The following is a 23,859-nucleotide window of genomic DNA, read 5'->3' as shown; positions in this document are numbered from 1 at the left end:
CAATGCTCCAGTGGCTTGCCGAATTCCACGCGTCGTTTCCCGCCTTCAACGTGTTCCGTTACATCACCTTCCGCACCGGCGGGGCGGTGGTGACGGCGCTGCTGTTCGTGTTCCTGTTCGGGCCGGGCATGATTTCCACGCTCCGCCTGAAGCAGGGCAAGGGCCAGCCCATCCGCACCGACGGGCCGCAGTCGCACCTGCTCACCAAGAAGGGCACGCCCACCATGGGCGGGCTCATGATCCTGTCGGGCATCGTGGTCGCCACCCTGTTGTGGGCGAACCTCTCCAACCCCTACGTCTGGGTGGTGCTGCTGGTGACTTTGGGCTTCGGCCTCATCGGCTTCTACGACGACTATCTGAAGGTGACGAAGCAGACCCACAACGGCCTGTCCGGCAAGGCGCGCCTCGGCATCGAGGCGGTGATCGCCGGCGTCGCGATGGTGATCATCATGACGGCGGGCAAGCCGGGGCTTTCCACCTCGGTGGCCTTCCCCTTCTTCAAGGACCTGCTGCTCAACCTCGGCATGTTCTTCGCCATCTTCGGCATGTTCGTCATCGTGGCGGCGGGCAATGCGGTGAACCTCACCGACGGGCTCGACGGCCTCGCCATCGTGCCGGTGATGATCGCGGCGGGCTCGTTCGGCTTCATCGCCTATCTCGCTGGCAACGTGGTGTTCGCCGACTATCTGCAGATCCACTATGTGGCCGGCGTCGGCGAGTTGGCGGTGGTGTGCGGGGCGCTGATGGGGGCGGGCCTGGGCTTCCTGTGGTTCAACGCGCCGCCGGCCCAGGTGTTCATGGGCGACACCGGCTCGCTGGCCCTGGGCGGCCTGCTCGGTACGGTGGCGGTGGCCACCAAGCACGAGATCGTGCTGGCGGTCATTGGCGGCCTGTTCGTGCTGGAGGCGGTGTCGGTGATCGTGCAGGTGGTGTCGTTCAAGCTCACCGGCAAGCGGGTGTTCAAGATGGCGCCCATCCACCACCATTTCGAGCAGCTCGGCTGGACCGAGCCGCAGGTGGTGATCCGCTTCTGGATCGTCGCCGTGGTGCTGGCCCTGGCGGGCCTCGCGACGCTGAAGCTGCGGTGAGGGGAAGGTTCAGTCCCCATTCATGAAAAAGGCCCGTGGGAGCGTCTCCCCGGGCCTTTTTCATATCCATTTTCGTATCCATGAGGTTGAAGCCCAACTCTTGCGCGCCTCACTCCCGTTCCGTCTCTCTTGTGCGCAGCCTCACTCCCTTGCGCACGTCTTGATGCCGAACGGCACATAGGCCGGGCAGAAGCGGAAAATGGCGGTGAGCAGCATCACCAGCCCCACGGCGCCGATGATCCAGCCCCAGCTCCCAAGGCCGGCCAGAGCCTGGACCGACGGTGCCACGAACGGCACCAGGATCAGCACCACACCCACGATGAACCGCAACACGCGGTCGATCCCACCCACATTCGCCATGCCCATCTCCTCAATCGGTTCCGCAACATTCAATGTTCCGAATGTTGCGGAAGGTCAACCACGGGATTTCCCGTAAGACTTCTGTGGCTTGCGAAAGGCATTCGCACTTTCGGCCGTCTTGCTCTAGACGAAAGGGAGACGACCATTGCCGCACCGGAATTTTCGCAAAGCCATGATCCCCGTCACCGTCTTCAAGGACCGGACCGTCGCCCTTTTCGGGCTCGGCGGCTCCGGGCTCGCCACCGCCGAAGCACTCAAGGCCGGCGGCGCCCATGTCGTCGCCTATGACGATGCCGAGGTCTCCCGCCACAAGGCCGGCGAGGCCGGCATCCTGGTCCAGGACCTGAGGTCCATCGACTGGACGGTGGTGGCCGCCCTCGTGCTCTCGCCCGGCGTGCCGCTCACCCATCCCGAGCCGCACTGGTCGGTGAAGCTGGCGCGCGACGCCGGCGCGGAGGTGATCGGCGACATCGAGCTGTTCTGCCGGGAACGGCACGCTATCGCCCGGCGCTCGCCCTTCATCGCCATCACCGGCACCAACGGCAAGTCCACCACCACGGCGCTCATCACCCACATCCTGCGGGTAGCCGGGCGCGACGTGCAGATGGGCGGCAATATCGGCACCGCCATCCTCTCCCTCGCCCCGCCCAAGCCGGGCCGGGTGCATGTGGTGGAGTGCTCGTCCTACCAGGTGGACCTCGCCCCCAGCCTCGACCCGTCCGTGGGCGTGATGCTGAATGTCACCCCCGACCATCTCGACCGCCACGGCAGCCTTGAGCATTACGCGGCGGTCAAGGAACGCCTCGTCGCCGGCGTCGAGGGCGGCGGCACCGCCGTGGTGGGCGTGGACGACGAGTTCTCCGCCACCATGGCGGACCGGGCCGTCGAGGCGGGCAAGCATGTGGTGCGCATCTCGGTGAAGCGCCCGCTGCCCGACGGCATCTGGCTGGATGGCGAGACGCTGGTGGTGTCCGAGGGCGGGGCCGAGCGCTTCCGCCTGCCGCTCACCGGTATCGGCTCCCTGCGCGGCACCCACAATGCGCAGAACGCCGCCGCCGCCTTCGCCGCCTGCCGCGGCGTGGGCGTCGCGCCCGAGGTCATCACCGTGGCCATGAAGCGCTTTCCCGGCCTCGCCCACCGCATGGAAGAGGTGGCGAACAAGGGCCCGGTGCTGTTCGTCAACGATTCCAAGGCCACCAATGCGGACGCCGCCGAGCGGGCGCTGGCGAGCTTCAACGACATCTTCTGGATCGCCGGCGGCAAGCCCAAGACCGGCGGCATCACCCCGCTGGCGCCGTTCTTCGATCGCGTCGCCAAGGCCTATCTGATCGGCGAGGCGGCTGAAGAGTTCGCCGCGACCCTGGGCGGCACGGTCGCCCACGAGATCGTCGGCACCCTCGACAAGGCGGTGGCAGCCGCCGCGCGGGATGCCGAGGCCTCCGGGCTGAAGGAGCCGGTGGTGCTGCTGTCGCCGGCCTGCGCCAGCTTCGACCAGTTCCCGAACTTCGAGGTGCGCGGCGACGCCTTCCGCGATCTGGTGCGGCAGGTGCCGGGGGTCGAGGCGCGCACGCGCTCCACCACGCCGGCGGCCCAGAAGGAGCAGCCGAAGGGCGGCCATCCGGGGGGCCATCCTGGAGGTCATCCGGGCGGCGCGCCCCACGGCATGGGTGGCGGACACGGCGGTAGCCATCCTCACGGCATGGGCAACCCCCATGGTGGCAATCCCCATGGTGGCGGCCATCCGGGCAAGGGGCATCCCTGATCGGGCTTTGAGGCGAGGCCTTTCGGCTTGAGCCGACGGCGCAGCCCGCCAACACTCATATTGAGCCCCGGCGTCTGCCCCTCCCCTCCCGCACGCGGGAGAGGGAGTGACGGTGGCTTGGGACTGGAACCGGCAGTGCAGCCCGCACCGCTGGTGAACTCTCCCCCCGTGCGGCGACGGCAGGGAGGGGGCTACCGCCCTCTCCGGTGCGGCGCGATCCATATCCTCTACCAACGCGTCGCCCCTTCCCCTCGTCCGCCGGGACACGACTGTTGCATGGCGCGTCTTTCCAAGCTGAGCGGGGCCTGCCCCAACGCTCACCCCCACGCGCAGCCCTTGTGGTTCGGTTTCCGTCATGGCACTTGTGCGGTGCACAAGAGGAAACGCCCCGAGGATACGACCCATGGCCGAGCGCTCTGACAGCACACAGAGGACACACCCCCACGCACCGCCTCTGGTGTCCGGCCTGTCCGCCTACGCGGGCCAGTACGATCTCATTCTGTGCGACGTGTGGGGCGTGCTGCACAACGGCGTCGCCGCCTTCGAGAGCGCCCATGACGCCCTGACCCGCGCCCGCGCCGATGGCGCCAGCGTGATCCTCGTCTCCAACGCGCCGCGACCCAACCGCTTCGTCATGGCGATGCTGGACGGCTTCGGCGTGCCGCGTACCGCCTATGACGGCATCGTCACCTCCGGCGACGTTACCCGCGAGATGCTGGCGGCCCGCAGCGGCGCGCGCACCTATCACCTGGGACCCGAGCGCGACCTCAGCCTGTTCGACGGGCTCGGCCTCACGCTCACCGATCTTGCCGGCGCCGACCTCGTGGTGGTCACCGGCCTGTTCAACGACGAGGTGGAGACGCCGGACGATTACGCGGACGCGCTCAAGGCCATGAAGGCCCGCGACCTGCCGATGATCTGCGCCAATCCGGACCTGGTGGTGGAGCGGGGCGACCAGCTCATCTTCTGCTCCGGCGCCATCGCCAAGGCCTATGAAGAACTGGACGGCAAGGCCTTCTGGTGCGGCAAGCCCTACCGGCCGATCTACGACACCGCCTTCGCCCATGCCGAGGTGATCCGCGGCACCGTCATCGATCGCGCCCGCGTGCTGGGCATCGGCGATGCCCTGCGCACCGACATCGCCGGGGCCAATGATGCCGGCTTCGACAGCCTGTTCATCTCCGGCGGCATCCATGCCCAGGAGCTGAAATCGGTCGACGGCGCCATTCCGGACACCGAAAGCCTCGCCGAGCTGTTCACCGGCCATGCCCATCCGCGGGGCGTCATGCCCCGCCTCGCCTGGTAAGGCACCCTTGACGCCTCCCGGCGCCTGCGCCTAGTGGTTCGACCGTGGCAGATGGAACCCATTTGCCGCGGACAGGTCGAACCCCAATACTCTGATCCATCAGTGCACCTGTTCTTCGTCGGCGCTGGCGTGCCTTTGCGCCGGGCGCCGCCCCGTTTCGCCGCGTGAAGACAAGGCAAGGCTGCTGCCCGCCGATGACAGGTGATCCCTCCTCCGACTTTCTCCTGGTGCGCGGCAACGCACAGCTTCCGCCCGCCCTGGCGCGTCCGGTGGTGGCCATCGGCAATTTCGACGGGGTGCATCGCGGCCACCGGGCGGTGTTCGACACCGCCCGCGCCATGGCGGCCGAGGCCGGCGTGCCGGCCATCGCCGTCACCTTCGAGCCCCATCCGCGTACCTTCTTCAATCCGGCCTCGGCGCCGTTCCGCCTCACACCGGAGGCGCGCAAGTTGCGCCACATCGCCGAAAGCGGACTGAAGGGTGCCATCGTTCTGCCCTTCGACGCCCAGCTCGCCGGCATGGAGGCGGAGGATTTCGTGCGCGAGATCCTGGTGGGGCGCTATGGCGTCACCGGGGTGGCGGTGGGCTTCGACTTCCATTTCGGCCGCGCCCGCGCCGGCTCCCCGGCTTTCCTCGAAGATGCGGGGCGCCGGCACGGCTTCAAGGTCACGGTGGTGCCCCCCATGCGGGACGAAGGCGACGCCATCTCCTCCACCGCCATCCGTAGCGCGCTGGCTTCCGGGCAGGTGGGCCACGCGGCGCACATGCTGGGCCGGCCGTTCGCGGTGGCGGCCGAGGTGCTGCACGGCGACAAGCGCGGCCGCACCATCGGCTTTCCCACCGCCAACCTTGCCCTCGCCGAGGACATGGAGCTGGCCTTCGGCATCTATGCGGTGCGCGCGCTGACGCCGCTGGGGCGCTTCGACGGGGTGGCCAATTACGGTCGCCGGCCCACCTTCGACAATGGCCGCCCGCTCCTGGAAGTGCACCTGTTCGATTTTTCCGGTGATCTCTACGGCGCCACGCTGGAAGTGGAATTCCACGCCTATCTGCGGCCGGAGCTGAAATTCGACGGCATCGACGCCCTCGTCGCCCAGATCGCGGCCGATGCGCGGCAGGCCCGCGACGTTCTCGCCCGGATTTGAGCGCACCCGGCGCATCCCTGCGATCTGAGTTAGCCGCACCTTAACCGACACGGCCCCATTCTCGCGGCAACCATGATCGCCGCGAGAAAAGACCGCTCCGCCGTGCCAGCTTCCCCCGTCACGCTTCCCGAGGACCGCCGCTCGCCCTTCATCCGCCTCGCCGACCTGTTGGCGGGGATGGACCCCGGCCGCCAGCCGTTGAGCGCGGCGGTGGGCGAGCCGCAACACGCCATGCCGGATTTCGTCGGCCCGGTGCTGGCGCAGGCGCTGCCCGGCTTCGGCCGCTATCCCCGCGCCGAGGGCACCCCCACCTTCCGCGCCGCCGCCGCCCGCTGGCTGGCGCAGCGCTACGCCCTCGCCCGCCCCATCGATGCCGACCGCGAGGTGCTGGCGCTCAACGGCTCGCGGGAGGGCCTGTTCTCCGCCGCCATCGTGGCGCGCCGCCTGACCGATCCGAGGAAGGGCGCCAAGGGCCGCCCCGCCATGCTGCTGCCCAATCCCTTCTATGCCGCCTATGCCGCCGGCGCGGAGGCGGCGGGCTGTGAGGCAGTGGTGGTGCCCACCTCCCGCGACAGCGGCTGGCTGCCCGACCTCGACGCCCTTGACCCCGCGCTGCTGGAGCGCACGGTGGCGATCTACATCGCCTCCCCGGCCAACCCGCAGGGCTCCATCGCCTCCGCCGCCTATCTCGGTCGGGCGCTGGAGCTGGCGCGCCGGCACGGGGCCTTCCTGTTCTCGGACGAGTGCTATTCGGAAATCTACCTCGGCGCGGAAAAGCCCGCCGGCATCCTGGAAGTGGCGGGCGACGACTTCAGCCGGGCGGTGGCCTTCAACTCCCTGTCCAAGCGCTCGTCCCTGCCCGGCCTGCGCTGCGGCTTCTGCGCCGGCGACCCGGCCTTCCTGAAGGATTTCCTCGCCTTCCGCTGGGTGGCGGCGCCGCAGGTGCCGGAGCCGTTGCAGGCGGTGGCGGTGGCGGCGCTGGAGGACGAGGCCCATGTGACCGCCTCCCGCGACCTCTATCGCGCCAAGTTCGATCTTGCCGACCGCATGCTGGAGGGTCGCCTGGGCTATGAGCGACCGGGCGGCGGCTTCTTCCTGTGGCTCGATGTATCGCACCTTGCCTCCGACACCCTGTCGGGGGGCGAGGCGGCGGCGGTGAAGCTGTGGCGTGAGCAGGGGCTGCGCACGGTGCCCGGCGGCTATCTCGCCCGCCGCGACCTGACCGGCGCCAACCCTGCCGCGAACTTCCTGCGCGTCGCCCTGGTCCAGGATCTTCCCACCTGCGAGGAGGTGCTGACCCGCCTCGTCGCCGCCCTCACCTGAAGGAGAGCAGCGCCGATGCCGAGGGCCAGAAGCCGTTCCTCTACCGCCGATGCCGTGCTCAACACGCGCATGCCGCCCGCCGCCCCGCGCTTCGACCTCATCCCCGAGGGCGTGCGGCTCGCCGTGCGGCGGCGCGGCCGCGAAATCGTCGGCACCAGCCTCATCATCGCGACGCTGACCTCTTTCGTCGCGCTGGGCTCCTGGTCGGCCTCGGACCCAAGCCTGTCCAACGCCACCCATGCCCCGGTGACCAACCTTTTGGGCTGGCCCGGCGCGGTGGTGGCGGACCTGCTGGTGCAATTGTTCGGCCTCGCCGCCCTCGCGGTGCTGCTGCCGCCGCTTTACTACGGCTGGCGGCTGGTGACCCACCGCCCCTTCAGCCGCGAACGCATGCGCACCACCTGCTGGCTCATCGGCGTCCTGGGGATGACTGCCTTCCTCGGCGCCCTGCCCCGGCCCGACACCTGGCCCGGCCTTACCGGCATGGGCGGGGCGCTGGGCGATCTGTTTCCCCGGGCGCTGGGCGTGGTGCGCGGCACCACGGCCTCGGTCATCGATGCCCTGGTGATCGGCGCGGCGGGCCTCGCCTTCGGCACCACCGGCCTGTTCTTCGCGGTAAGCGGCGGACGGCGCACGCCGCTCAGGGTCGCCCCCGACACCGAGCTGCCCGGCGAGATGGGCGACGAGGACGAGGAAGACGACGGCGCCGCCGTGTCCCTCGGCGCGCTCACCCACACCCTCCTGTCCTGGAAGGCGCGCCTCAACGTCGCCGGTCTCCTCGGTCACAAGCGCGAGGCGGCGCCCCGCGGCGCGGACGCGGCAGGTCCTGCGCCGCGGCGCGGCGGCGAGCGCATGGAACCCCGCATCGGCGGGGCCGGTGCGGCCCTGGAGCCAAAAGCCGAGGCCGGCCAGGATCTCGGCACCGGCGAGCCGCGCGGCCGCTCCGCAAAACGCGATGCCGGCGGACGGCGCGGGTCCCGCCGGGCCGGCTACCAGCACCCGGCCCTCGACCTTTTGACCCCGGCGGTGCAGACCAAGGCCCCGGCCATGAGCCCGGAGGCGCTGGCCGACACCGCCAAGGAGCTGAAGGGCACGCTGGAGGATTTCGGCGTGCGCGGCGAGATCGGCCAGGTGCGCCCCGGCCCGGTGGTCACCCTCTACGAGCTGGAGCCTGCGCCGGGCATCAAGTCCTCCCGCGTCATCGGCCTGGCCGACGACATCGCCCGCTCCATGAGCGCGGTATCGGCGCGTGTCGCCGTGGTGCCGGGCCGCAACGCCATCGGCATCGAGCTGCCCAACCAGAAGCGCGAGAAGGTGCTGCTGCGCGAATTGCTCGCCACTAAGGATTTCGGCGATTCCGGCCACAAGCTGGCCATCGCGCTGGGCAAGACCATCGGCGGCGATCCGGTAATCGTCGACCTCGCGCGCATGCCCCACCTGCTGGTGGCCGGCACCACCGGCTCCGGCAAGTCGGTGGCCATCAATACTATGATCCTCTCCCTGCTCTACCGGCTGAAGCCGGAGCAGTGCCGGCTCATCATGGTGGATCCCAAGATGCTGGAGCTGTCCGTCTATGACGGCATCCCGCACCTGCTTGCCCCCGTGGTCACCGATCCCAAGAAGGCGGTGGTGGCCCTGAAGTGGGCGGTGAAGGAGATGGAAGACCGCTACAAGAAGATGTCGAAGCTCGGCGTGCGCAACATCGACGGCTTCAACGCGCGGGTAAAGGATTCCACAGACAAGGGCGAGACCTTGGCCCGCACGGTGCAGACCGGCTTCGACCACGACACGGGCGAAGCCATCTACGAGCGCGAGGAGATGAACCTCGAGCCCCTGCCCTATATCGTCGTCATCGTGGACGAGATGGCGGATTTGATGCTGGTGGCCGGCAAGGACATCGAAGGCGCCATCCAGCGCCTCGCCCAGATGGCGCGCGCGGCGGGCATCCATCTGGTGATGGCCACCCAGCGCCCCTCTGTTGACGTGATCACCGGCACCATCAAGGCCAATTTCCCCACCCGCATCTCCTTCCAGGTCACCTCCAAGATCGACAGCCGCACCATCCTCGGCGAGATGGGCGCCGAACAGCTGCTCGGCCAAGGCGACATGCTTTACATGGCCGGCGGCGGGCGCATCTCCCGCGTCCACGGCCCCTTCGTCTCCGACGAGGAGGTGGAGAGCGTGGTGAAGCACCTCAAGGCCCAGGGCGTGCCCTCCTATGTGGAGGCCGTGACCGCCGAAACCGAGGACGAGGACGAGGGCGGCGCGGTGTTCGACAAGGGCGGCTTCGGCGAGGAGGGGCAGGACCTCTATTCGCAGGCGGTCGCCGTGGTCATGCGCGACCGCAAGTGCTCCACCTCCTATATCCAGCGCCGGCTGCAGATTGGCTACAATCGCGCCGCCTCGCTGGTGGAGCGCATGGAGAAGGAAGGGCTCGTGGCCGCCCCCAACCATGCCGGCAAGCGCGAGATCCTGATGCCGGAAGAGGCGGCCGAGTAGATCAGGCGGCCTCTACACGCACATCCGGCAGGTAACATCGGACGCAAGGCTTTCCGCCTGCCCGATATCAGGCCACAGGATCGCCATACGCTTTGGGCAAGGTCTATATTGACAAGATGTTCCTCCGATCAGCCTGCGCCGGGGCCAGGTCGGAACCAGACTCCAGGTTTCGCACTTCCCGTCCCGAACGCCGCGCGCCAGAGACCTCAATGATGCCGAGCCGCTTTCCCGCCAAGTCCCGCGTCCGCCGCTGCCTGTCGCCTGTCGCGCGCGGCGTTGCTTTGTCATGCGGGCTTGCCGTGACCCTCGCCATGCTGTCAGGCGGCGTCGCCTCGGCCCAGACCATCCTGCCCCCAGGCGACCTGATGAAACCGCAGGGCAGGCAGAGCGCGCCCAACGCCGCCCCCAATGTCGCTCCCCTGCCGCCGCAGAAGCCGGGCGCGGCCGGTTTCGCCGTGGCCCAGGCCGCGCCCGTGCAGGCCGTCGCCAACCCGGACGGGCGGGCGCCGCGCGCCACTGTCGATCGGGTCACCAATTACTACAACTCGGTGCAGTCCCTGACAGGCAACTTCACCCAGATCGACCCGGACGGCACCCGCCGCACCGGCGACGTCTACATGCAGAAGCCCGGCCGCGTGCGCTTCGAATATGATGCGCCGAGCCCGGTGGAGCTGATCGCCAATGGCCAGTCGGTGGCGGTGCGCGACCGCAAGCTGAACACCCAGGACATCACCCCCCTGTCGCAGACGCCCCTGCGCTTCCTTCTGGCGGAGCGCATCGACCTCGCCGCCGATCCGCATGTGGCCGGGGTGTTCCAGGACGACAAGTTCATCTCGGTGGTGATGCAGGAACAGGTGCCCATGATGGGCACCTATCGTCTGCTCATCATGTTCGATGCCAAGACATCCGCGCTGAAGCAGTGGATCATCACCGATCCGCAGGGCTACGACACCCAGGTGACGCTTTCCAACCTGCAGATGAACAAGAAGCCCGACCCGAAGCTGTTCGTGATCAATTTCGAACGGATGCTTCAGTAACACCCGCTTCCATGCCGTCTTGAACGCTCACATCTGTGTGCGGGCGCGAATGGCGGCGGACAAGGTGCCCTCGTCCAGATAATCAAGCTCGCCGCCTACCGGCACGCCCTGGGCGAGGCGCGTAACCCGCACATGCGCTTCCCGCAGCAGATCGGTGATGTAATGGGCGGTGGTCTGCCCATCCACGGTGGCGCCGAGGGCGAGGATCACCTCGCCCACCTCATCCTCATGCACGCGCGTGACCAGTTTCGCGAGGTTGAGGTCTTCCGGCCCCACCCCGTCGAGGGGCGAGAGCACGCCGCCCAGCACGTGATAGGGGGCATTCAGCACCCCTGCCCGCTCCAGCGCCCACAGGTCGCCCACGTCCGCCACCACCACGAGGGTGCGCCGGTCGCGGGAGGTGTCGGTGCAGATCGTACAGGGGTCGCACACATCCACATTGCCGCAGCGGCGGCATTCCACGATCTTGCCCAGCGCGTCGGTCATGGCGGCGGCGAGCGGCGCCATCAGCGCCTCGCGCTTCTTGATGAGATGCAGCGCCACCCGGCGCGCCGAACGCGGACCAAGCCCCGGAAGGCGGGCGATGAGCTGGATCAGGCGCTCGATCTCAGGGCCGGCAACGGCGCGGGGCATAGTGTCTCCTGAAGCGGGGTCCGGCTGGATCGCAGAGTGATACCGACGGCCGCCGCGTTTGGCACGGCGGCCATTGGTCATAATCCCGCGCGGCGCGTGAGCGAAGCCCTCCCGGCCGCGGTCAAGGACAAAACCGTTGGTGGAATGGGCCACTGTGCCCTCACCCCACGCCCCACAGACCATACCGGAGTATGGCGAAGTGCAGCCTGGCCTCTGGAAACATCTTTGGGGACTTTCCAAACCACCCCGCCAAGAGACCGCAACCACCGCCGGAAGCAAAGCCGATCAGATGGACCCGACCTGACCGGATCCACACCTGAACTCTCGGACAGAAAAGCAGCATCCGGTCGCGGCGCGCCCCATGGTGCGACTTGCCGGGAGCCGGCCGGGCCGGGGGGAATCGAGGTCGGAACCGGAGTGATATCACCCCTCTGAATGGTCCATAGCTTTGCCTTGGGCGCCTTTTCTTTGCGCCGGTGTCAAGGCAGGTCATACCCGCCTCAAGCTTCGCGCGCATCCCATTGCGACCCACAGTTGCGCGTCGTGACACGTTGTACTTCCTTAAAGGAAACAAGAAGAAGAGCTGGCGGGATCGCCTGAGCACCATCTGGCAGAGGGCGGCTCCAAGGCGCTACGCGGATGCCTTACACCAACACTTCTGCGTCCCGATGTTTTCATCTGAGAAGGGCGCGATTCGCTGATGTCACAAGGATCAAATGCGGCCTTTCCGTGCCTGTCATGACGCCCGATATCCGGCGCAAACCCGCATTATTGCTCGATCTTCAAGAGTTTTTGCAGGCAGGATTGTATTTCTTTGGACTGGTGCTATAGATTATTTGCGAAAAGTTCAGAAGCCGATGTGGTGCTAGAGCACGCGCCGATCAGCTTGCGCCGCAAGCTGATCGGAGAACGCGTTCTCGCTTCTTAAAGTTAGAGCGCGATCCGACCAGATTGAGCCCGTCTGGTCGGATCGCGCTCTAGCCCGAGGCTGGCGCTCCCGCGACGCCCATCGCCACGAACAAACAGAAAGGGACTTCCCGTGAGCGACTCCGATTCCAATTCCGCATCGCCGAGCTACATCGACTTCGCCACAGAGATCGTTGCGGCCTATGTGAGCAATAACAGTGTTTCAGCCACCGAGCTGCCCGCTCTTATTGAATCGGTCTACCGCGCCCTCGGCCAGCTCGGCACGCCTGCCGCGCCCGTGGTGGAAGAGCAGAAGCCCGCCGTGCCGGTGAAGAAGTCGGTGACGCCCGAATACATCATCTGCCTGGAAGACGGAAAGAAGTTCAAGTCGCTGAAGCGCCACCTGCGCACCAGCTACGGCATGACCCCCGAAGTCTACCGCGAGAAGTGGGGCCTGCCGAAGGATTATCCCATGGTCGCCCCGGCCTATGCCGCCGCCCGCTCCGAGCTGGCCAAGAACATGGGCCTCGGCCAGACCCGCAAGAAGGCGCCCGTCGCCCCGGCCAAGAAGCCCGCCCGCCGCGCCAAGGCCGCAGCCTGATTCAAAACGGCCGCGCCAGGAGCAATCCCGGCGCGGCCGTTTTATTGGCAGACAGAACCGTTTTTCTGTCCTATTTCTCTATTTGAGACAAAAATTCAGTCGAGCCCGAGGCGTCGACAGACTTCGTCGAGTTGATCAAGGCTCTTGTAGCGGATGCGCAGCTCGCCCGCCTCGCCCTTGCCCTCGATCCCCACGCTGAGACCGAGCGCGTCGGAGAGACGCTTTTCCAGCGCCCGGCTGTCTGCGCTCTTGTGCTCCAGTGCCCCGCCCTTGCTGCCCTTGCCCGTCTGGCCCGCCTCGCCCTTCGCCGGCGCCGTGGTGAGCGCGGTGCGAGCCTTGGACAAGGCCTCCACGTCGCGAACGGTTAGCCCCTTCTCCACCACATCTTTCGCCATGCGCTCGGGATCGGCGCAGGCCAGCAGCGCGCGGGCATGGCCGGCGCTCAGGCGCCCGTCGGCGAGATAGGTCTTCACCCCCGCCGGCAGCTTCAGCAGCCGCAGGGTGTTGGCGATATGGCTACGGCTCTTGCCGATGATACGAGCCAAATCATTCTGATTATAGTCGAATTCCCCCATGAGGGATTCGTAGCCCTGGGCCTCTTCCACTGGGTTGAGGTCGGCGCGCTGCACATTCTCGATGATGGCGACTTCCAGCGCCTCCCGATCGGACAGTTCCAGCACCACCACCGGCACCTCGTGCAGCGCCGCGCGCTGAGCCGCGCGCCAGCGCCGCTCGCCGGCGACGATCTCGAAACTGTCGCTGCCGTTCAGCTGGCGCACGACGATGGGCTGGATGATACCCTTCTCACGGATGGAGGCGGTGAGGTCTTCCAGTCCCTCCTCCAGGAAGGTGCGGCGCGGATTGCGCGGATTGGGCCGCACATGCTCGATGGGCACCCGGCGCGGCCCGCCGCGCCCTGCCCCCGATCGCGCCGCCGGGGCCGCTTGAGGCTCCCCCATTTCCCCGATGAGCGCCGCAAGACCGCGGCCGAGCCGCGAGCGCTGTTCATCCGCCATGACCGTGTCCCGTCCCTTGTCCGCTATCAGGCCGCAGCATCCGCGCGCGCCGCGCGCTCGCGCTGGATCACCTCCGAGGCGAGGCGCAGATAAGCCTGTGATCCCACACACTTGAGATCGTAGAGCAGCACCGGCTTGCCATAGGACGGCGCCTCCGACACCCGCACGTTGCGCGGGATCACGGTCTCATAGACCTTGTCGCCCATGAATTGCCGCACGTCCTGCACCACCTGCTCGGACAGGTTGTTGCGGCCGTCATACATGGTCAGCACGATGCCGTGGATGGTGAGCGCCGGATTGAGGCTGACCCGCACCTGCTCCACCGTCTTCAGCAGCTGCGACAGGCCCTCCAGCGCGAAAAACTCGCACTGCAGCGGCACCACGATGGCATCGGCCGCCGCCATGGCATTCACCGTCAGTAGCGAGAGCGAGGGCGGGCAGTCCACCAGCACATAGGTGAAGCGGGGCGCGGCGCTGTCCGCCGCCAGCGCCTTGAGCGCGCTGCGCAGGCGGAAGGCGCGGTCGCGCTCGGCCGCGATCTCCAGTTCCAGGCCCGACAGGTCGAGGGTGGAGGGCGCCACATAAAGCTGCGGCACGCCGGTTTCCATCACCGTCTCGCGCATGCTGGCCTCGCCGGTCAGCACGTCATAGGTGGAGAGGTTGCGCGCGCGCCGCTCGATGCCAAGGCCGGTCGAGGCATTGCCCTGCGGGTCGAGGTCCACCACCAGCACGGTCTCACCGATGGCGGCGAGCGCCGTGCCCAGATTGATGGCCGTCGTGGTCTTGCCCACCCCGCCCTTCTGGTTGGCAAGGGCAAGCACACGCGGCGCGGCGGGGGTGCCACCGGCGGGGGAAGGGGTCTCTTGATCGATCATGGCGCCTTCATCCTCGACGCGTCGCATTCGGGCGGCCCGCCACCGGCATCCGGCTCCCCGGGGGAGCGCGCGCCGGACTGGGGTTCGATGGTGTCGGTCCCGCGCCTGGCGCCCCTTACCAGGAGGATCCGGCCTTCGGGATCGCTCGTACTGGGGCGCAGGTCGCAGTCGAGTGTCCAGCTTCTTGCCGCGTCGGTCAATTCGCGTTCCGCATCGCGACCCTTGGGAAATAGGCCAATGGCCCCTGCGGCGAGGAACGGCGCGGCCAGATCCAGCAGCTTCGGCAAAGGCGCCAGGGCGCGGGCGGAGACCACATCCGTCCCGGGCGCCAGCACTTGCGCCACCTGCTCGATGCGCGCGGCGTGAACGGTGACAGGCAGTTGCGCCAGCCGCGCCGCCTCCCGCAGGAAGGCGGCCTTGCGGGTGTCGCTTTCCACAAGATGCATGTGGGCACCATCCCGCTCCGCCAGCACCGCCGCCACCACCAGGCCGGGAAAACCGCCGCCGGACCCCAGATCCACCCAGCGCAAGGGGGTCTGCGGCACATGGTGAACGAGCTGGAGCGAATCACCCACGTGCCGCGCCCACAGGTCGGGCAGGGTGGCGGGGGCGACGAGATTGATGGTCTTCTGCCACTTCACCAGCAGATCGGCGATGATGGTGAGCCGGCCAAGTGTTTCACGTGAAACCACCGCAGCGATGACCTCGCGCCCCGCGCTCCCGCGCTCCCGCTTGCCGCCCTTCATCGGACCTCTCGCTCCGCCGCCACTATCCCCATGATCCACAGTCGAGCCATCAACAGCCTGCCCCGGCCCGTCGCGCATGGGTGGCGAGCAGGGCGAGGGCCGCCGGGGTCATGCCCTCCATGCGCCCCGCCTGCCCCACCGTGCGCGGACGGATGCGGGCGAGCTTCTGCTTCAGCTCGTTGGAGAGGCCGGGAAGGTCCGCGTAGGCCAGGTCCTCCGGCAGGCTCAATTGCTCGTCCCGGCGCAGCATGGAAATGTCCGCCGCCTGCCGGTTGAGATAGACGGCGTATTTGGCATCGATCTCCACCTGCTCGGCCACCGCCGGATCGATCGCCGCCAGCTCCGGCCAGATGGCGCCGAGGCGCGCCACATCGATGTCCGGATAGGCGAGGAGATCGAAAGCCGTCCGCCGCTGGCCGTCGCGATTGACGCTGAGGCCGTGCCGCGCGCCCTCCGTGGGCGTCAGGCTGAGGCTCTCCGCCAGCGCCCGCGCTTCGTCCAGCGCCGCGCTGCGCCGGGCGAAATGCGCCGAGCGCTCGGCGCCCACGAGGCCAAGGGCTTCCCCGCGCCGGGTGAGGCGCTGGTCCGCATTGTCCGCGCGCAGGGTCAGGCGATATTCGGCGCGGGAGGTGAACATGCGATAGGGCTCGCTCACCCCGCGGGTGACGAGATCGTCCACCATCACCCCGAGATAAGCCTCGGCTCGGTCAAAGACCGTGCCCTCCGCCCCACCGGCGTGCCGCGCCGCATTGAGGCCGGCGAGCAGCCCCTGGGCGGCGGCCTCCTCATAGCCTGTGGTGCCATTGATCTGGCCGGCGAGGAACAGGCCGTTAACGCGCTTGGCCTCCAGCGTGGGAGCCAGCTCGCGCGGGTCCACATGGTCGTATTCGATGGCATAGCCCGGCCGCAGCACCGCCACCTGCTCCAGCCCCGGAATGGTGCGCAGGAAGGCGGTCTGCACCTCGGCGGGCAGGGAGGTGGACAGGCCGTTGGGATAGATTGTGGGATCGTCCAGCCCCTCCGGCTCCAAAAAGATCTGGTGGCCGTCGCGATCGCCGAAGCGGACGATCTTGTCCTCGATGGACGGGCAATAGCGCGGGCCGCTGCTCTCGATGCGGCCGGAATACATGGCCGAGCGGGAAAGGTTGGCCCGGATCAGATCGTGGGTCGCATCCGTGGTGCGGGTGATGCCGCATTCCACCTGGGGGTTGGGCAAGTGCGTGGTGAGGGCCGAGAAGGGCTCGGGCCGATCATCGCCGGGCTGCATCTCCAGGCTCGCCCAATCAATGGTGCGGCCATCGAGGCGGGCGGGGGTGCCGGTCTTCAGCCGGCCCAGAGCGAAGCCGAGGCGGGCGAGGGCAGGGGAGAGGCCCAGCGCCGGCTTCTCGCCCATGCGGCCGGCGGGATAGCTCACCTCGCCCATATGGATGAGGCCGTTGAGAAAGGTCCCGGTGGTGAGCACCACCGCCCCGCAGGACAGCTCCCGCCCATCGGCGAGGCGCACGCCGGTGATGCGGCCGCCCGCGACCAGCAGATCGTCGGCGTCGCCCTCCACGATGGTGAGGCCCTCCTGCGCGGCCAGCGCCGCCTGCATGGCGCGGGCATAGAGCTTGCGATCGGCCTGGGCGCGGGGCCCCCGCACAGCCGGGCCCTTGCGGCGATTGAGCACGCGGAACTGGATGCCCCCCTGGTCCGCTACCCGGCCCATGAGGCCGTCCAGCGCATCGATCTCCCGCACCAGATGGCCCTTGCCCAGCCCGCCGATGGCGGGATTGCAGGACATGGCGCCGATGGTTGAGCGGGAATGGGTCAGCAGCGCCGTGCGCGCGCCGATGCGCGCGGACGCAGCGGCGGCCTCGCAGCCCGCATGGCCACCGCCCACCACGATCACGTCGAAGGCATTCGCTGAAAGGGTTTCGGTCATTCTCATCCGGGGCAGAAAGGCGGCCCACGCCGCCCCTTCTGGAAACGCCCTCTTTCCGGCGCCGTCAAGGCCGCAGCCGGCGATGTTTCACGTGAAACACCCTGCGGGGTGGAGGTGGCGCCTATTTCCCGATGCAGAAGGTGCTGAACAGGGCGTCCAGCACATCCTCCACATCCACCCGTCCGATGAGCTGGTCCAGCGCCCGCACCGCGAGCCGCACATCCTCGGCGCGCAATTCCTCATGGCCGCCGAAATCGCCCAGCGCCCGCTCCAGCTGGAGGGTGGCCACCTCCAGCGCCCGCCGCTGCCGCTCGCGGGTGATCAGCGCCGGCTCGCGCCCGCCGAGGCGGTCCGCCTCCTGTTCCAGCCGGCCGACAAGGGCGTCCACGCCCGCGCCGGTGGCGGCGGAGATGCCGATCCAGCCTTCGGGAATGGCGGCGTCGCGATCGATCTTGGTGCGCACCTTCACCGCCCGGGTAAGGGCAGGGGGCGGCTCGGACCCGGCATCACAGAGCCAGAGCACCACGTCCGCCCCCTCCGCCCGGGCCAGCGCGCGGCGCACGCCTTCGGCTTCCACAAGGTCCGAGGTCTCGCGCAGGCCGGCCGTGTCCAGCAGGGTCACGGCCTGCCCGGCCAGCTCCAGATGCACCTCCAGCACGTCGCGGGTGGTGCCGGGCAGGGCGGAGACGATGGCTGCTTCGCGGCCCGCAAGGCGGTTCAGCAGAGTGGATTTTCCGGCATTGGGCGGGCCGGAAATGGTCACCACCAGCCCGTCACGCACCCGCTCGCCCCGCGCCGCGTCGGTGAGGGCGGCAAGCAGTTCGTCCTTCAGCCGGGCAAGGCGGGCGACGGCATCCGTCGTCACCTCTCCGGACACGTCGCTCTCGTCGGAAAAATCGATGCCGGCCTCGATCAGCGCCAGGGCAGAGACCAGCCCCACGCGCCAGCCCTCCACCCGGCGGGAGAGCGCGCCCGAGGCCAGCGCCAGCGCCTGTTTGCGCTGGGCCTCGCTCTCCGCCGCCACCAGATCGGCGAGGCCCTCCACCTCCGCCAGATCCAGCTTGCCGTTGGCATGGGCCCTCCGGGTGAACTCGCCGGCTTCCGCCGGACGCAAGCCGGGCAGGGCGGACAGCGCCCGCAGCACCGCCGCGACCACCGCGCGGCCGCCATGGAGATGAAGCTCGGCCACATCCTCCCCCGTGGCGCTGGCGGGGCCGGGGAAGAACAGGATGAGGCCCCGATCCAGCATCTCCCCGGTCCGGGGATCGCTCAAGGCGCCGTAGCGGGCGACGCGGGGCGGGGGCAGCACGCCGGCAAGGGCGAGGACCGCCGCCGCCGCCTCGGGACCGCTGATGCGCAGCACCGCCACACCGGCCGGCAGGCGGCCAGACGAGAGGGCGAAGAGAGTGTCGATCATGGCGTCGTTTCCCAAACTGGCGACGGATTTGCACGGCACCGGCAGATGGCGGACCATGCGCCATTCATTGCCTGAACCTTTCGTCGCCATCTCCATTGCCACCAAAGCCGGCGTCAGCCGAGGGATTTTAAGATCATGAGCGAGAACCGCCTCTCCCGCGAGACCAGCCCCTATCTGCTCCAGCACAAGGACAATCCGGTGCACTGGTGGCCGTGGGGGCCGGAGGCGTTCGCGGAGGCGCGGGCCACCGGCAAGCCCATCCTGCTCTCGGTGGGTTATGCCGCGTGCCACTGGTGCCATGTGATGGCCCACGAGAGCTTCGAGAATGCGGACGTGGCGGGGCTCATGAACGCCCTGTTCGTGAACATCAAGGTAGATCGGGAAGAGCGGCCGGACGTGGACCAGATCTACATGTCCGCGCTCCAGCAGCTGGGCCAGAGCGGCGGCTGGCCGCTCACCATGTTCCTCGATCCGGAGGGAAAGCCGTTCTGGGGCGGCACCTATTTCCCCCCCGCCGCCAGCTACGGCCGCCCCGGATTCACCGACGTGCTGCAGCAGGTCTCCACCGTCTTCACCCAGAACAAGGACAAGGTGGAGAAGAACACCGCCACCATCCTCGCCCGGCTGAAGAAGGCGGCGACGCCCGTGGCCGGTGCCGCCATCGGCCGGGAGGATCTGGATGATACCGCCGCACGCCTGCCGGCCATGTTCGATCCGGTCCATGGCGGGCTGAAGGGCGCGCCGAAATTCCCCCAGTCTGGCCTGCTCGAATTCCTCTGGCGGGTGGGCACGCGGCGCAAGGATGACGCGTTGAAAGCCCTCGTGGCCCTCACCCTCAACCGCATGTGCGAGGGCGGCATCTATGATCATCTGGGTGGGGGGTTTGCCCGCTATTCGGTGGACGAGATCTGGTTCGTCCCGCATTTCGAGAAGATGCTCTACGACAATGCGCTGCTCCTCGAGCTGCTGGCGCTGGCCTATTCCGACACCGCCGATGCGCTCTTCCTCACCCGCGCGCGAGAGACGGTGGGCTGGCTTAAGCGGGAGATGCTGACCCCCGAGGGCGCCTTCGCCGCGAGCCTCGATGCCGACAGCGAGGGCCATGAAGGCCGCTTCTATGTGTGGAGCGAGGCCGAGATCACGGCCGTGCTGGGGGCGGAGGACGCCGCCTTCTTCAACCGCTTCTATGACGTGACCCGCGCCGGAAACTGGGAGGTGGGCAATATCCTCAACCGCACCGAAGCCGGCGTGGTGAGCGCCGAGGACGAGGCGCGCCTTAAACCCTTGCGCGAAAAGCTGCTGCTGGCGCGGGAAAAAAGGGTGCGTCCGGGCCGGGACGACAAGGTGCTGGCCGACTGGAACGGACTGATGATCGCGGCGCTGGCGCGGGCCGGCGGCTTCCTCGGCGAGGCTGAATGGGTGGCGCTGGCGCAGCGCGCCTTCGATGCCGTCGTGGGCCACATGGTGGCGGAGGGGCGCCTCGCTCATTCCTGGTGCGGCGCCAAGATCGTGCTGCCGGGCCTTGCCTCCGACCTCGCCGCCATGGCCCGCGCTGGCATCGCGCTCCATGAGGCGACGGGCGCGCCAAAACCTCTGGCCCACGCCGTGCACTTTCTGGAGGTGCTGGAAACCCACCACCGCGACCCCGAGACCGGCGCCTATTTCCTCACGGCGGACGATGGCGACAGCCTCATCCTGCGGCCGCTCGCGACCCACGACGAGGCGGTTCCCAACTCCAATGCGGTGGCGGCCGACGCCCTCATCCGCCTCGCCGCGCTCACCGGAAACGACGCGTTGAGGGCGCGGGCGGACCGGGTGTTGGCCGGCATGTCCGGCGCCACGGCGAAGAATGTGCTGGCCCATGGGGCGACCCTGAACGCCATCGACACCCGCCTCGGCCTCGCCGAGATCGTTGCGGTGGGCCCCAACCTGGAGGCGCTCGCCGAGGCCGCGCTCAAGGTGCCGTTCCCACTGCGGGTGGTGGCGCGCGCCAGCGATGGGGTCGGGCCCGGCAGCGTGATGGCGGCCCGCATCGCCTCCGCGCCGGCGGAAGGAGCGGCTTTTGTGTGCGTCGGGGAGCGCTGTTCGCTGCCGGTCAGCGATCCGGCCCAGATCGTGGCGGCGGTGGGCGAAATGATGAGTTGAGGCGCCAATTTTCCGGGTGAGCGAAGCGATACCCCTTCAGATCGCGTCAGAAAGCCTCCTAAGGGAGGCTTTCTGCGGATGAAGAATGGATCGGACCTGAGGCCGCTTTGCCGCCCACGACCTTCCTAATCGATCAACTTTTAGTTGATTTAAAGTTGCAATACCGCAAAACGAGTGTCTACGAGCCAGCTCAGCTGCCCGTCTTCTCCGCCTCCGGCGCGTCGGCATATTTCAGCCAGAGCGCCTTCTCCCCCATGCTGGCGATGAAGGCCGCATGGGCTTCCGCTTCGTCAGCCGTCAGGCGGGACGCGAGCGGGACGGGGCGGGGATGGGCCGCCGCCACGGCGACCACGAGACGGGGCGCCTCGCTCGTATCCTCCACCAGTCCGATGAGGCTTGCCTGCTTGCCGCCGAGCAGCTCACCATAGACCTCGGCCAGAAGCTCCGCATCCAGCAGCGCCCCGTGCTTCACCCGGCGCGAGCTATCGATGCCGTAGCGGTTCATCAAATCGTCGAGGCGGTTGCCGCCGCCGGGATGCTTGCGCCGTGCCAGCGCCAGCGTGTCGACCACCCGGTCGCGGGCAATGGTGGGGCGGCTGAGGCGCTCCAGCTCCGCATTCAGGAAGCCGATGTCGAACGCCGCGTTGTGAATCACCAAAGTATCTTCGGCGATGAAATTGAGGAAATCGTCGGCAACGTCCTTGAACTTCGGCTTGTCGGACAAGAATTCGGCGGACAGGCCGTGGACGTTGAACGCCTCCACCGGCATGTCCCGCTCGGGATTGATATAGACGTGGAACACCGTGCCGGTGAGGATGCGGTTGACCATCTCCACGCAGCCGATTTCCACCAGTCGGTCGCCGCCATAGGCTTCAAGGCCGGTGGTCTCGGTGTCGAGCACGATCTCGCGCAAGGTGTCCTCTCCCTCAGCCTGTAACCCGGCGCCCCGGCCCCGACAGCGCCCTCACGATGCCGGCCACCTGATGGGCCGCCGCCGGGAAGCCCCGGCCGGTGTCGATGACGAAATGCGCGCGGCGACGCTTTTCTGCGTCCGGCATCTGCTTGGCCACAATGGTCTCGAATTTTTCTTCCGTCATGCCGGCCCGCTCCAGCACACGGGCGCGCTGCACAGCTTTCGACGCGCTGACCACAGCCACCGCATCCACGCGCCCGGCGCCGCCGGTCTCGAACAACAGGGGGATGTCCAGCACCACCAGCCGCGCCCCAGCTCCACGGGCCTTGGCAAGAAAGGCTTCCTCCTCGGCGCGGACCAGAGGATGGACGATAGTCTCCAGCCGCTTCATGGCCTCGGGGTCCGCCAGCACGCGGGCGCCCAGCGCGGCGCGGTCGATCGCGCCATCCCGCGTCACTCCGGGAAAGGCCGCCTCCACCGGGGCCACCGCGCGCCCGCGATAGAGCGCGTGCACAGAGGCATCCGCATCATGCACCGGCACGCCCATGGCGCGGAACAGGCCCGCCGTGCCTGATTTGCCCATGCCGATGGAACCGGTGAGGCCGAGGATCCACATGGCTCAGGCCGCCAGCTGGCCCGAGGCCCGAAGATCCGCGATCAGCACCTCGCGCAATTCGGCCGTGACCTCGGGACGCACCCCGAACCAGCGCTCGAAGCCAGGCACGCCCTGATGCAGCAGCATGCCGAGCCCGTCCACGGTGCGCAGTCCACGCGCCGCCGCCGCCGTCAACAACGGCGTGAGAAGCGGCACATAGACGATGTCGCTCACCACTGCCTCTTGCCTGAGGCGCGACAGGTCGACGGCGAGCGCCGCTCCGCCCTTCATGCCCAGCGACGTGCAGTTCACCAGGATATCGGCATCCGCCATCACCTCGGATGCCTTGTCGAAGGCCAGCGGAACCACCTTTTTGCCGAACGCCGTGGCGATGATCTCGGCCCGCTCCAGCGTGCGATTGGCCAGCACCACCCGCTCGAACCCGCGTTGCACCAGCGCATGGACGATGGCGCGGGAGGCGCCGCCCGCGCCCAGCACCAGCGCCAGCCTGCGCGCCCCGTCCCAGTCCGGAACACTGGCGTCCAGATTGGCGATGAAGCCGTAGCCATCGGTGCTGGTGCCGCACAGCCGGCCGTCCTCCAGCCACAGGGTGTTGGCGGAACCCAGGGCCGCCGCATTCTCGTCCGCCTCGTCGAGCACGGAAAATGCAATTTCCTTGTTGGGGGCGGTGACATTGCAGCCGGCATAGCCGCGCGCGGCAAGGCTGCGGTAAAACTCCGCCGCCTGCGCGGGCGGCACTTCCTCCCGGCCATAGTCGCCGTCGATGCCATAGGCCTTCAGCCAATAGCCATGAAGCAGCGGGGACCTTGAATAGCTCACCGGCGAGCCGGTGATGCAGGCATGCACGGTCACGGCAGCAGCCCCTGTTCCCGGAAGAAGGGCAGAAGCTGAAGCAGCGGCAAGCCCAAAATGGTGAAATGGTCCCCGTCCACCCGGGTGAACAGGTGCACCCCCACCGATTCCAGCTGGTAGGCGCCCACGGACGTGAGCACCCGCGGCCCGGCGGCGGTGATGTAGGTGTTCAGCGCCTCGTCGCTCAACGGCCGCATGGTGAGAAAGGCGCTGACTACCGTCTCGAACAGGATCGCGCCATCGCGCGCCACGGCCACCGCCGAATGCAGGGCATGGGTCTGGCCGGCGAGTTCCTGAAGCTGCAGGCGCGCCGCCTCCAGGCTCACCGGCTTGTGGTAGATCTTCGGCCCCAGGGCCAGGGTCTGGTCCGCGCCCAGCACCAGGCGCCCCGGCGCCGCGCGCGATCCGGCGAGCGCCTTCGCCCGGGCCAGGATCACCGCGATGCCGGCGGGATCCACCGCGCCCGCATCCGCCTGGATGGAGCGTTCGTCCACCTCGGCGGCCACCGTTTCCACCGGCACGCCCGCATGGACGAGAAGGGTCAGGCGCGTCGCACTCTTGGATGCCAGGACGAGCGGCTGTTCACCACGCCACACGAGCATATCTCCCTTCGCTCCCGCGCTCCATCCGGGGCCGGTCCATGTGGGTTTCCCTCAAAGCCGGCTAGGGTGCAAGGTGTGCTCTCGTCTCATGGT

20 protein-coding genes are annotated in these 23,859 nt (G+C 68.2%); 9 read left to right on the top strand and 11 right to left on the bottom strand.

Annotation, left to right across the window (positions count from 1 at the left end):
• Positions 1-2 precede the first annotated feature (2 nt).
• Entirely contained in the window at positions 3-1,088 is a 1,086-nt protein-coding gene (mraY, locus tag FBQ73_RS17445; RefSeq protein ID WP_138400751.1) for a phospho-N-acetylmuramoyl-pentapeptide-transferase, read from the top strand.
• Positions 1,089-1,229: 141 nt separating this feature from the next.
• Here mraY and FBQ73_RS17440 read toward each other — a convergent pair whose 3' ends face one another.
• The gene (locus FBQ73_RS17440; protein ID WP_138400750.1) at positions 1,230-1,448 is read right to left on the bottom strand and encodes a YgaP family membrane protein; all 219 of its coding nucleotides are present in this window, start codon (positions 1,446-1,448) and stop codon (positions 1,230-1,232) included.
• Between the two features lie 172 nt (positions 1,449-1,620).
• Between FBQ73_RS17440 and murD the strand changes: the two genes are divergently transcribed.
• The 6 genes from murD (at position 1,621) to FBQ73_RS17410 (ending at position 10,520) form a co-directional block, all read left to right on the top strand.
• Positions 1,621-3,210 carry a UDP-N-acetylmuramoyl-L-alanine--D-glutamate ligase gene (gene murD / locus FBQ73_RS17435; protein ID WP_138400749.1) on the top strand — a complete coding sequence of 530 codons (1,590 nt, stop codon included), beginning with the start codon at positions 1,621-1,623 and terminating at the stop codon, positions 3,208-3,210.
• Positions 3,211-3,613: 403 nt separating this feature from the next.
• On the top strand, positions 3,614-4,516 hold the full coding sequence (locus tag FBQ73_RS17430) for a TIGR01459 family HAD-type hydrolase (RefSeq protein ID WP_138400748.1): 903 nt from the start codon (positions 3,614-3,616) through the stop codon (positions 4,514-4,516).
• A 194-nt stretch (positions 4,517-4,710) separates the two neighbouring features.
• The gene (locus tag FBQ73_RS17425; protein ID WP_138400747.1) at positions 4,711-5,661 is read left to right on the top strand and encodes a bifunctional riboflavin kinase/FAD synthetase; all 951 of its coding nucleotides are present in this window, start codon (positions 4,711-4,713) and stop codon (positions 5,659-5,661) included.
• Positions 5,662-5,733: 72 nt separating this feature from the next.
• The gene (locus tag FBQ73_RS17420; protein ID WP_210236806.1) at positions 5,734-6,984 is read left to right on the top strand and encodes an aminotransferase class I/II-fold pyridoxal phosphate-dependent enzyme; all 1,251 of its coding nucleotides are present in this window, start codon (positions 5,734-5,736) and stop codon (positions 6,982-6,984) included.
• A gap of 15 nt (positions 6,985-6,999) precedes the next feature.
• The gene (locus FBQ73_RS17415) at positions 7,000-9,483 is read left to right on the top strand and encodes a DNA translocase FtsK (RefSeq protein WP_449353879.1); all 2,484 of its coding nucleotides are present in this window, start codon (positions 7,000-7,002) and stop codon (positions 9,481-9,483) included.
• A 209-nt stretch (positions 9,484-9,692) separates the two neighbouring features.
• Positions 9,693-10,520 (top strand): outer-membrane lipoprotein carrier protein LolA, encoded by an 828-nt coding sequence (locus tag FBQ73_RS17410; RefSeq protein WP_246089753.1) that lies wholly within the window; start codon positions 9,693-9,695, stop codon positions 10,518-10,520.
• Between the two features lie 27 nt (positions 10,521-10,547).
• On the opposite strand, the gene recR is transcribed toward FBQ73_RS17410, so the two are convergent.
• Positions 10,548-11,153, bottom strand: coding sequence for a recombination mediator RecR (gene recR, locus FBQ73_RS17405; RefSeq protein ID WP_012113862.1), 606 nt, complete (start codon positions 11,151-11,153; stop codon positions 10,548-10,550).
• Between the two features lie 1,039 nt (positions 11,154-12,192).
• Between recR and FBQ73_RS17400 the strand changes: the two genes are divergently transcribed.
• Positions 12,193-12,660: a MucR family transcriptional regulator gene (locus tag FBQ73_RS17400; protein ID WP_138400745.1), complete on the top strand. Its 468-nt coding sequence runs from the start codon at positions 12,193-12,195 to the stop codon at positions 12,658-12,660.
• A 95-nt stretch (positions 12,661-12,755) separates the two neighbouring features.
• Here the strand turns inward: FBQ73_RS17400 and FBQ73_RS17395 are convergent, their stop codons facing one another.
• From FBQ73_RS17395 to mnmE, 5 genes are all read right to left on the bottom strand, one after another.
• Positions 12,756-13,676, bottom strand: coding sequence for a ParB/RepB/Spo0J family partition protein (locus tag FBQ73_RS17395; RefSeq protein ID WP_138400744.1), 921 nt, complete (start codon positions 13,674-13,676; stop codon positions 12,756-12,758).
• 26 nt (positions 13,677-13,702) lie between these two features.
• A complete protein-coding gene (locus tag FBQ73_RS17390) occupies positions 13,703-14,551 on the bottom strand; it encodes a ParA family protein (protein WP_138400743.1) in 849 nt (282 codons plus the stop codon).
• Positions 14,548-15,297: a 16S rRNA (guanine(527)-N(7))-methyltransferase RsmG gene (rsmG, locus tag FBQ73_RS17385; protein WP_138400742.1), complete on the bottom strand. Its 750-nt coding sequence runs from the start codon at positions 15,295-15,297 to the stop codon at positions 14,548-14,550. Before rsmG ends, FBQ73_RS17390 begins: the two co-directional genes overlap by 4 nt.
• A gap of 49 nt (positions 15,298-15,346) precedes the next feature.
• A complete protein-coding gene (gene mnmG, locus FBQ73_RS17380; RefSeq protein WP_138400741.1) occupies positions 15,347-17,227 on the bottom strand; it encodes a tRNA uridine-5-carboxymethylaminomethyl(34) synthesis enzyme MnmG in 1,881 nt (626 codons plus the stop codon).
• 115 nt (positions 17,228-17,342) lie between these two features.
• Positions 17,343-18,638, bottom strand: coding sequence for a tRNA uridine-5-carboxymethylaminomethyl(34) synthesis GTPase MnmE (gene mnmE / locus FBQ73_RS17375; RefSeq protein ID WP_138400740.1), 1,296 nt, complete (start codon positions 18,636-18,638; stop codon positions 17,343-17,345).
• Between the two features lie 135 nt (positions 18,639-18,773).
• Between mnmE and FBQ73_RS17370 the strand changes: the two genes are divergently transcribed.
• Positions 18,774-20,783 carry a thioredoxin domain-containing protein gene (locus FBQ73_RS17370; protein WP_138400739.1) on the top strand — a complete coding sequence of 670 codons (2,010 nt, stop codon included), beginning with the start codon at positions 18,774-18,776 and terminating at the stop codon, positions 20,781-20,783.
• Between the two features lie 190 nt (positions 20,784-20,973).
• Here the strand turns inward: FBQ73_RS17370 and dnaQ are convergent, their stop codons facing one another.
• Genes dnaQ through FBQ73_RS17350 form a run of 4 tightly spaced genes read right to left on the bottom strand, consistent with a single transcriptional unit; the run spans position 20,974 to position 23,766 of the window.
• Positions 20,974-21,696 carry a DNA polymerase III subunit epsilon gene (gene dnaQ, locus FBQ73_RS17365; protein WP_138400738.1) on the bottom strand — a complete coding sequence of 241 codons (723 nt, stop codon included), beginning with the start codon at positions 21,694-21,696 and terminating at the stop codon, positions 20,974-20,976.
• A 13-nt stretch (positions 21,697-21,709) separates the two neighbouring features.
• Entirely contained in the window at positions 21,710-22,312 is a 603-nt protein-coding gene (gene coaE, locus FBQ73_RS17360; protein ID WP_138400737.1) for a dephospho-CoA kinase, read from the bottom strand.
• 3 nt (positions 22,313-22,315) lie between these two features.
• On the bottom strand, positions 22,316-23,164 hold the full coding sequence (locus FBQ73_RS17355) for a shikimate dehydrogenase (RefSeq protein ID WP_138400736.1): 849 nt from the start codon (positions 23,162-23,164) through the stop codon (positions 22,316-22,318).
• On the bottom strand, positions 23,161-23,766 hold the full coding sequence (locus FBQ73_RS17350) for a Maf family protein (protein ID WP_138400735.1): 606 nt from the start codon (positions 23,764-23,766) through the stop codon (positions 23,161-23,163). The genes FBQ73_RS17355 and FBQ73_RS17350 overlap by 4 nt, the downstream gene beginning before the upstream one ends.
• Positions 23,767-23,859: the final 93 nt, after the last annotated feature.

The organism is Xanthobacter autotrophicus (assembly GCF_005871085.1).
GTDB lineage: Bacteria > Pseudomonadota > Alphaproteobacteria > Rhizobiales > Xanthobacteraceae > Xanthobacter > Xanthobacter autotrophicus.
The sequence above is the reverse complement of the archived record's forward strand: the minus strand, read 5'-3'. Positions and strand labels throughout refer to the sequence as shown.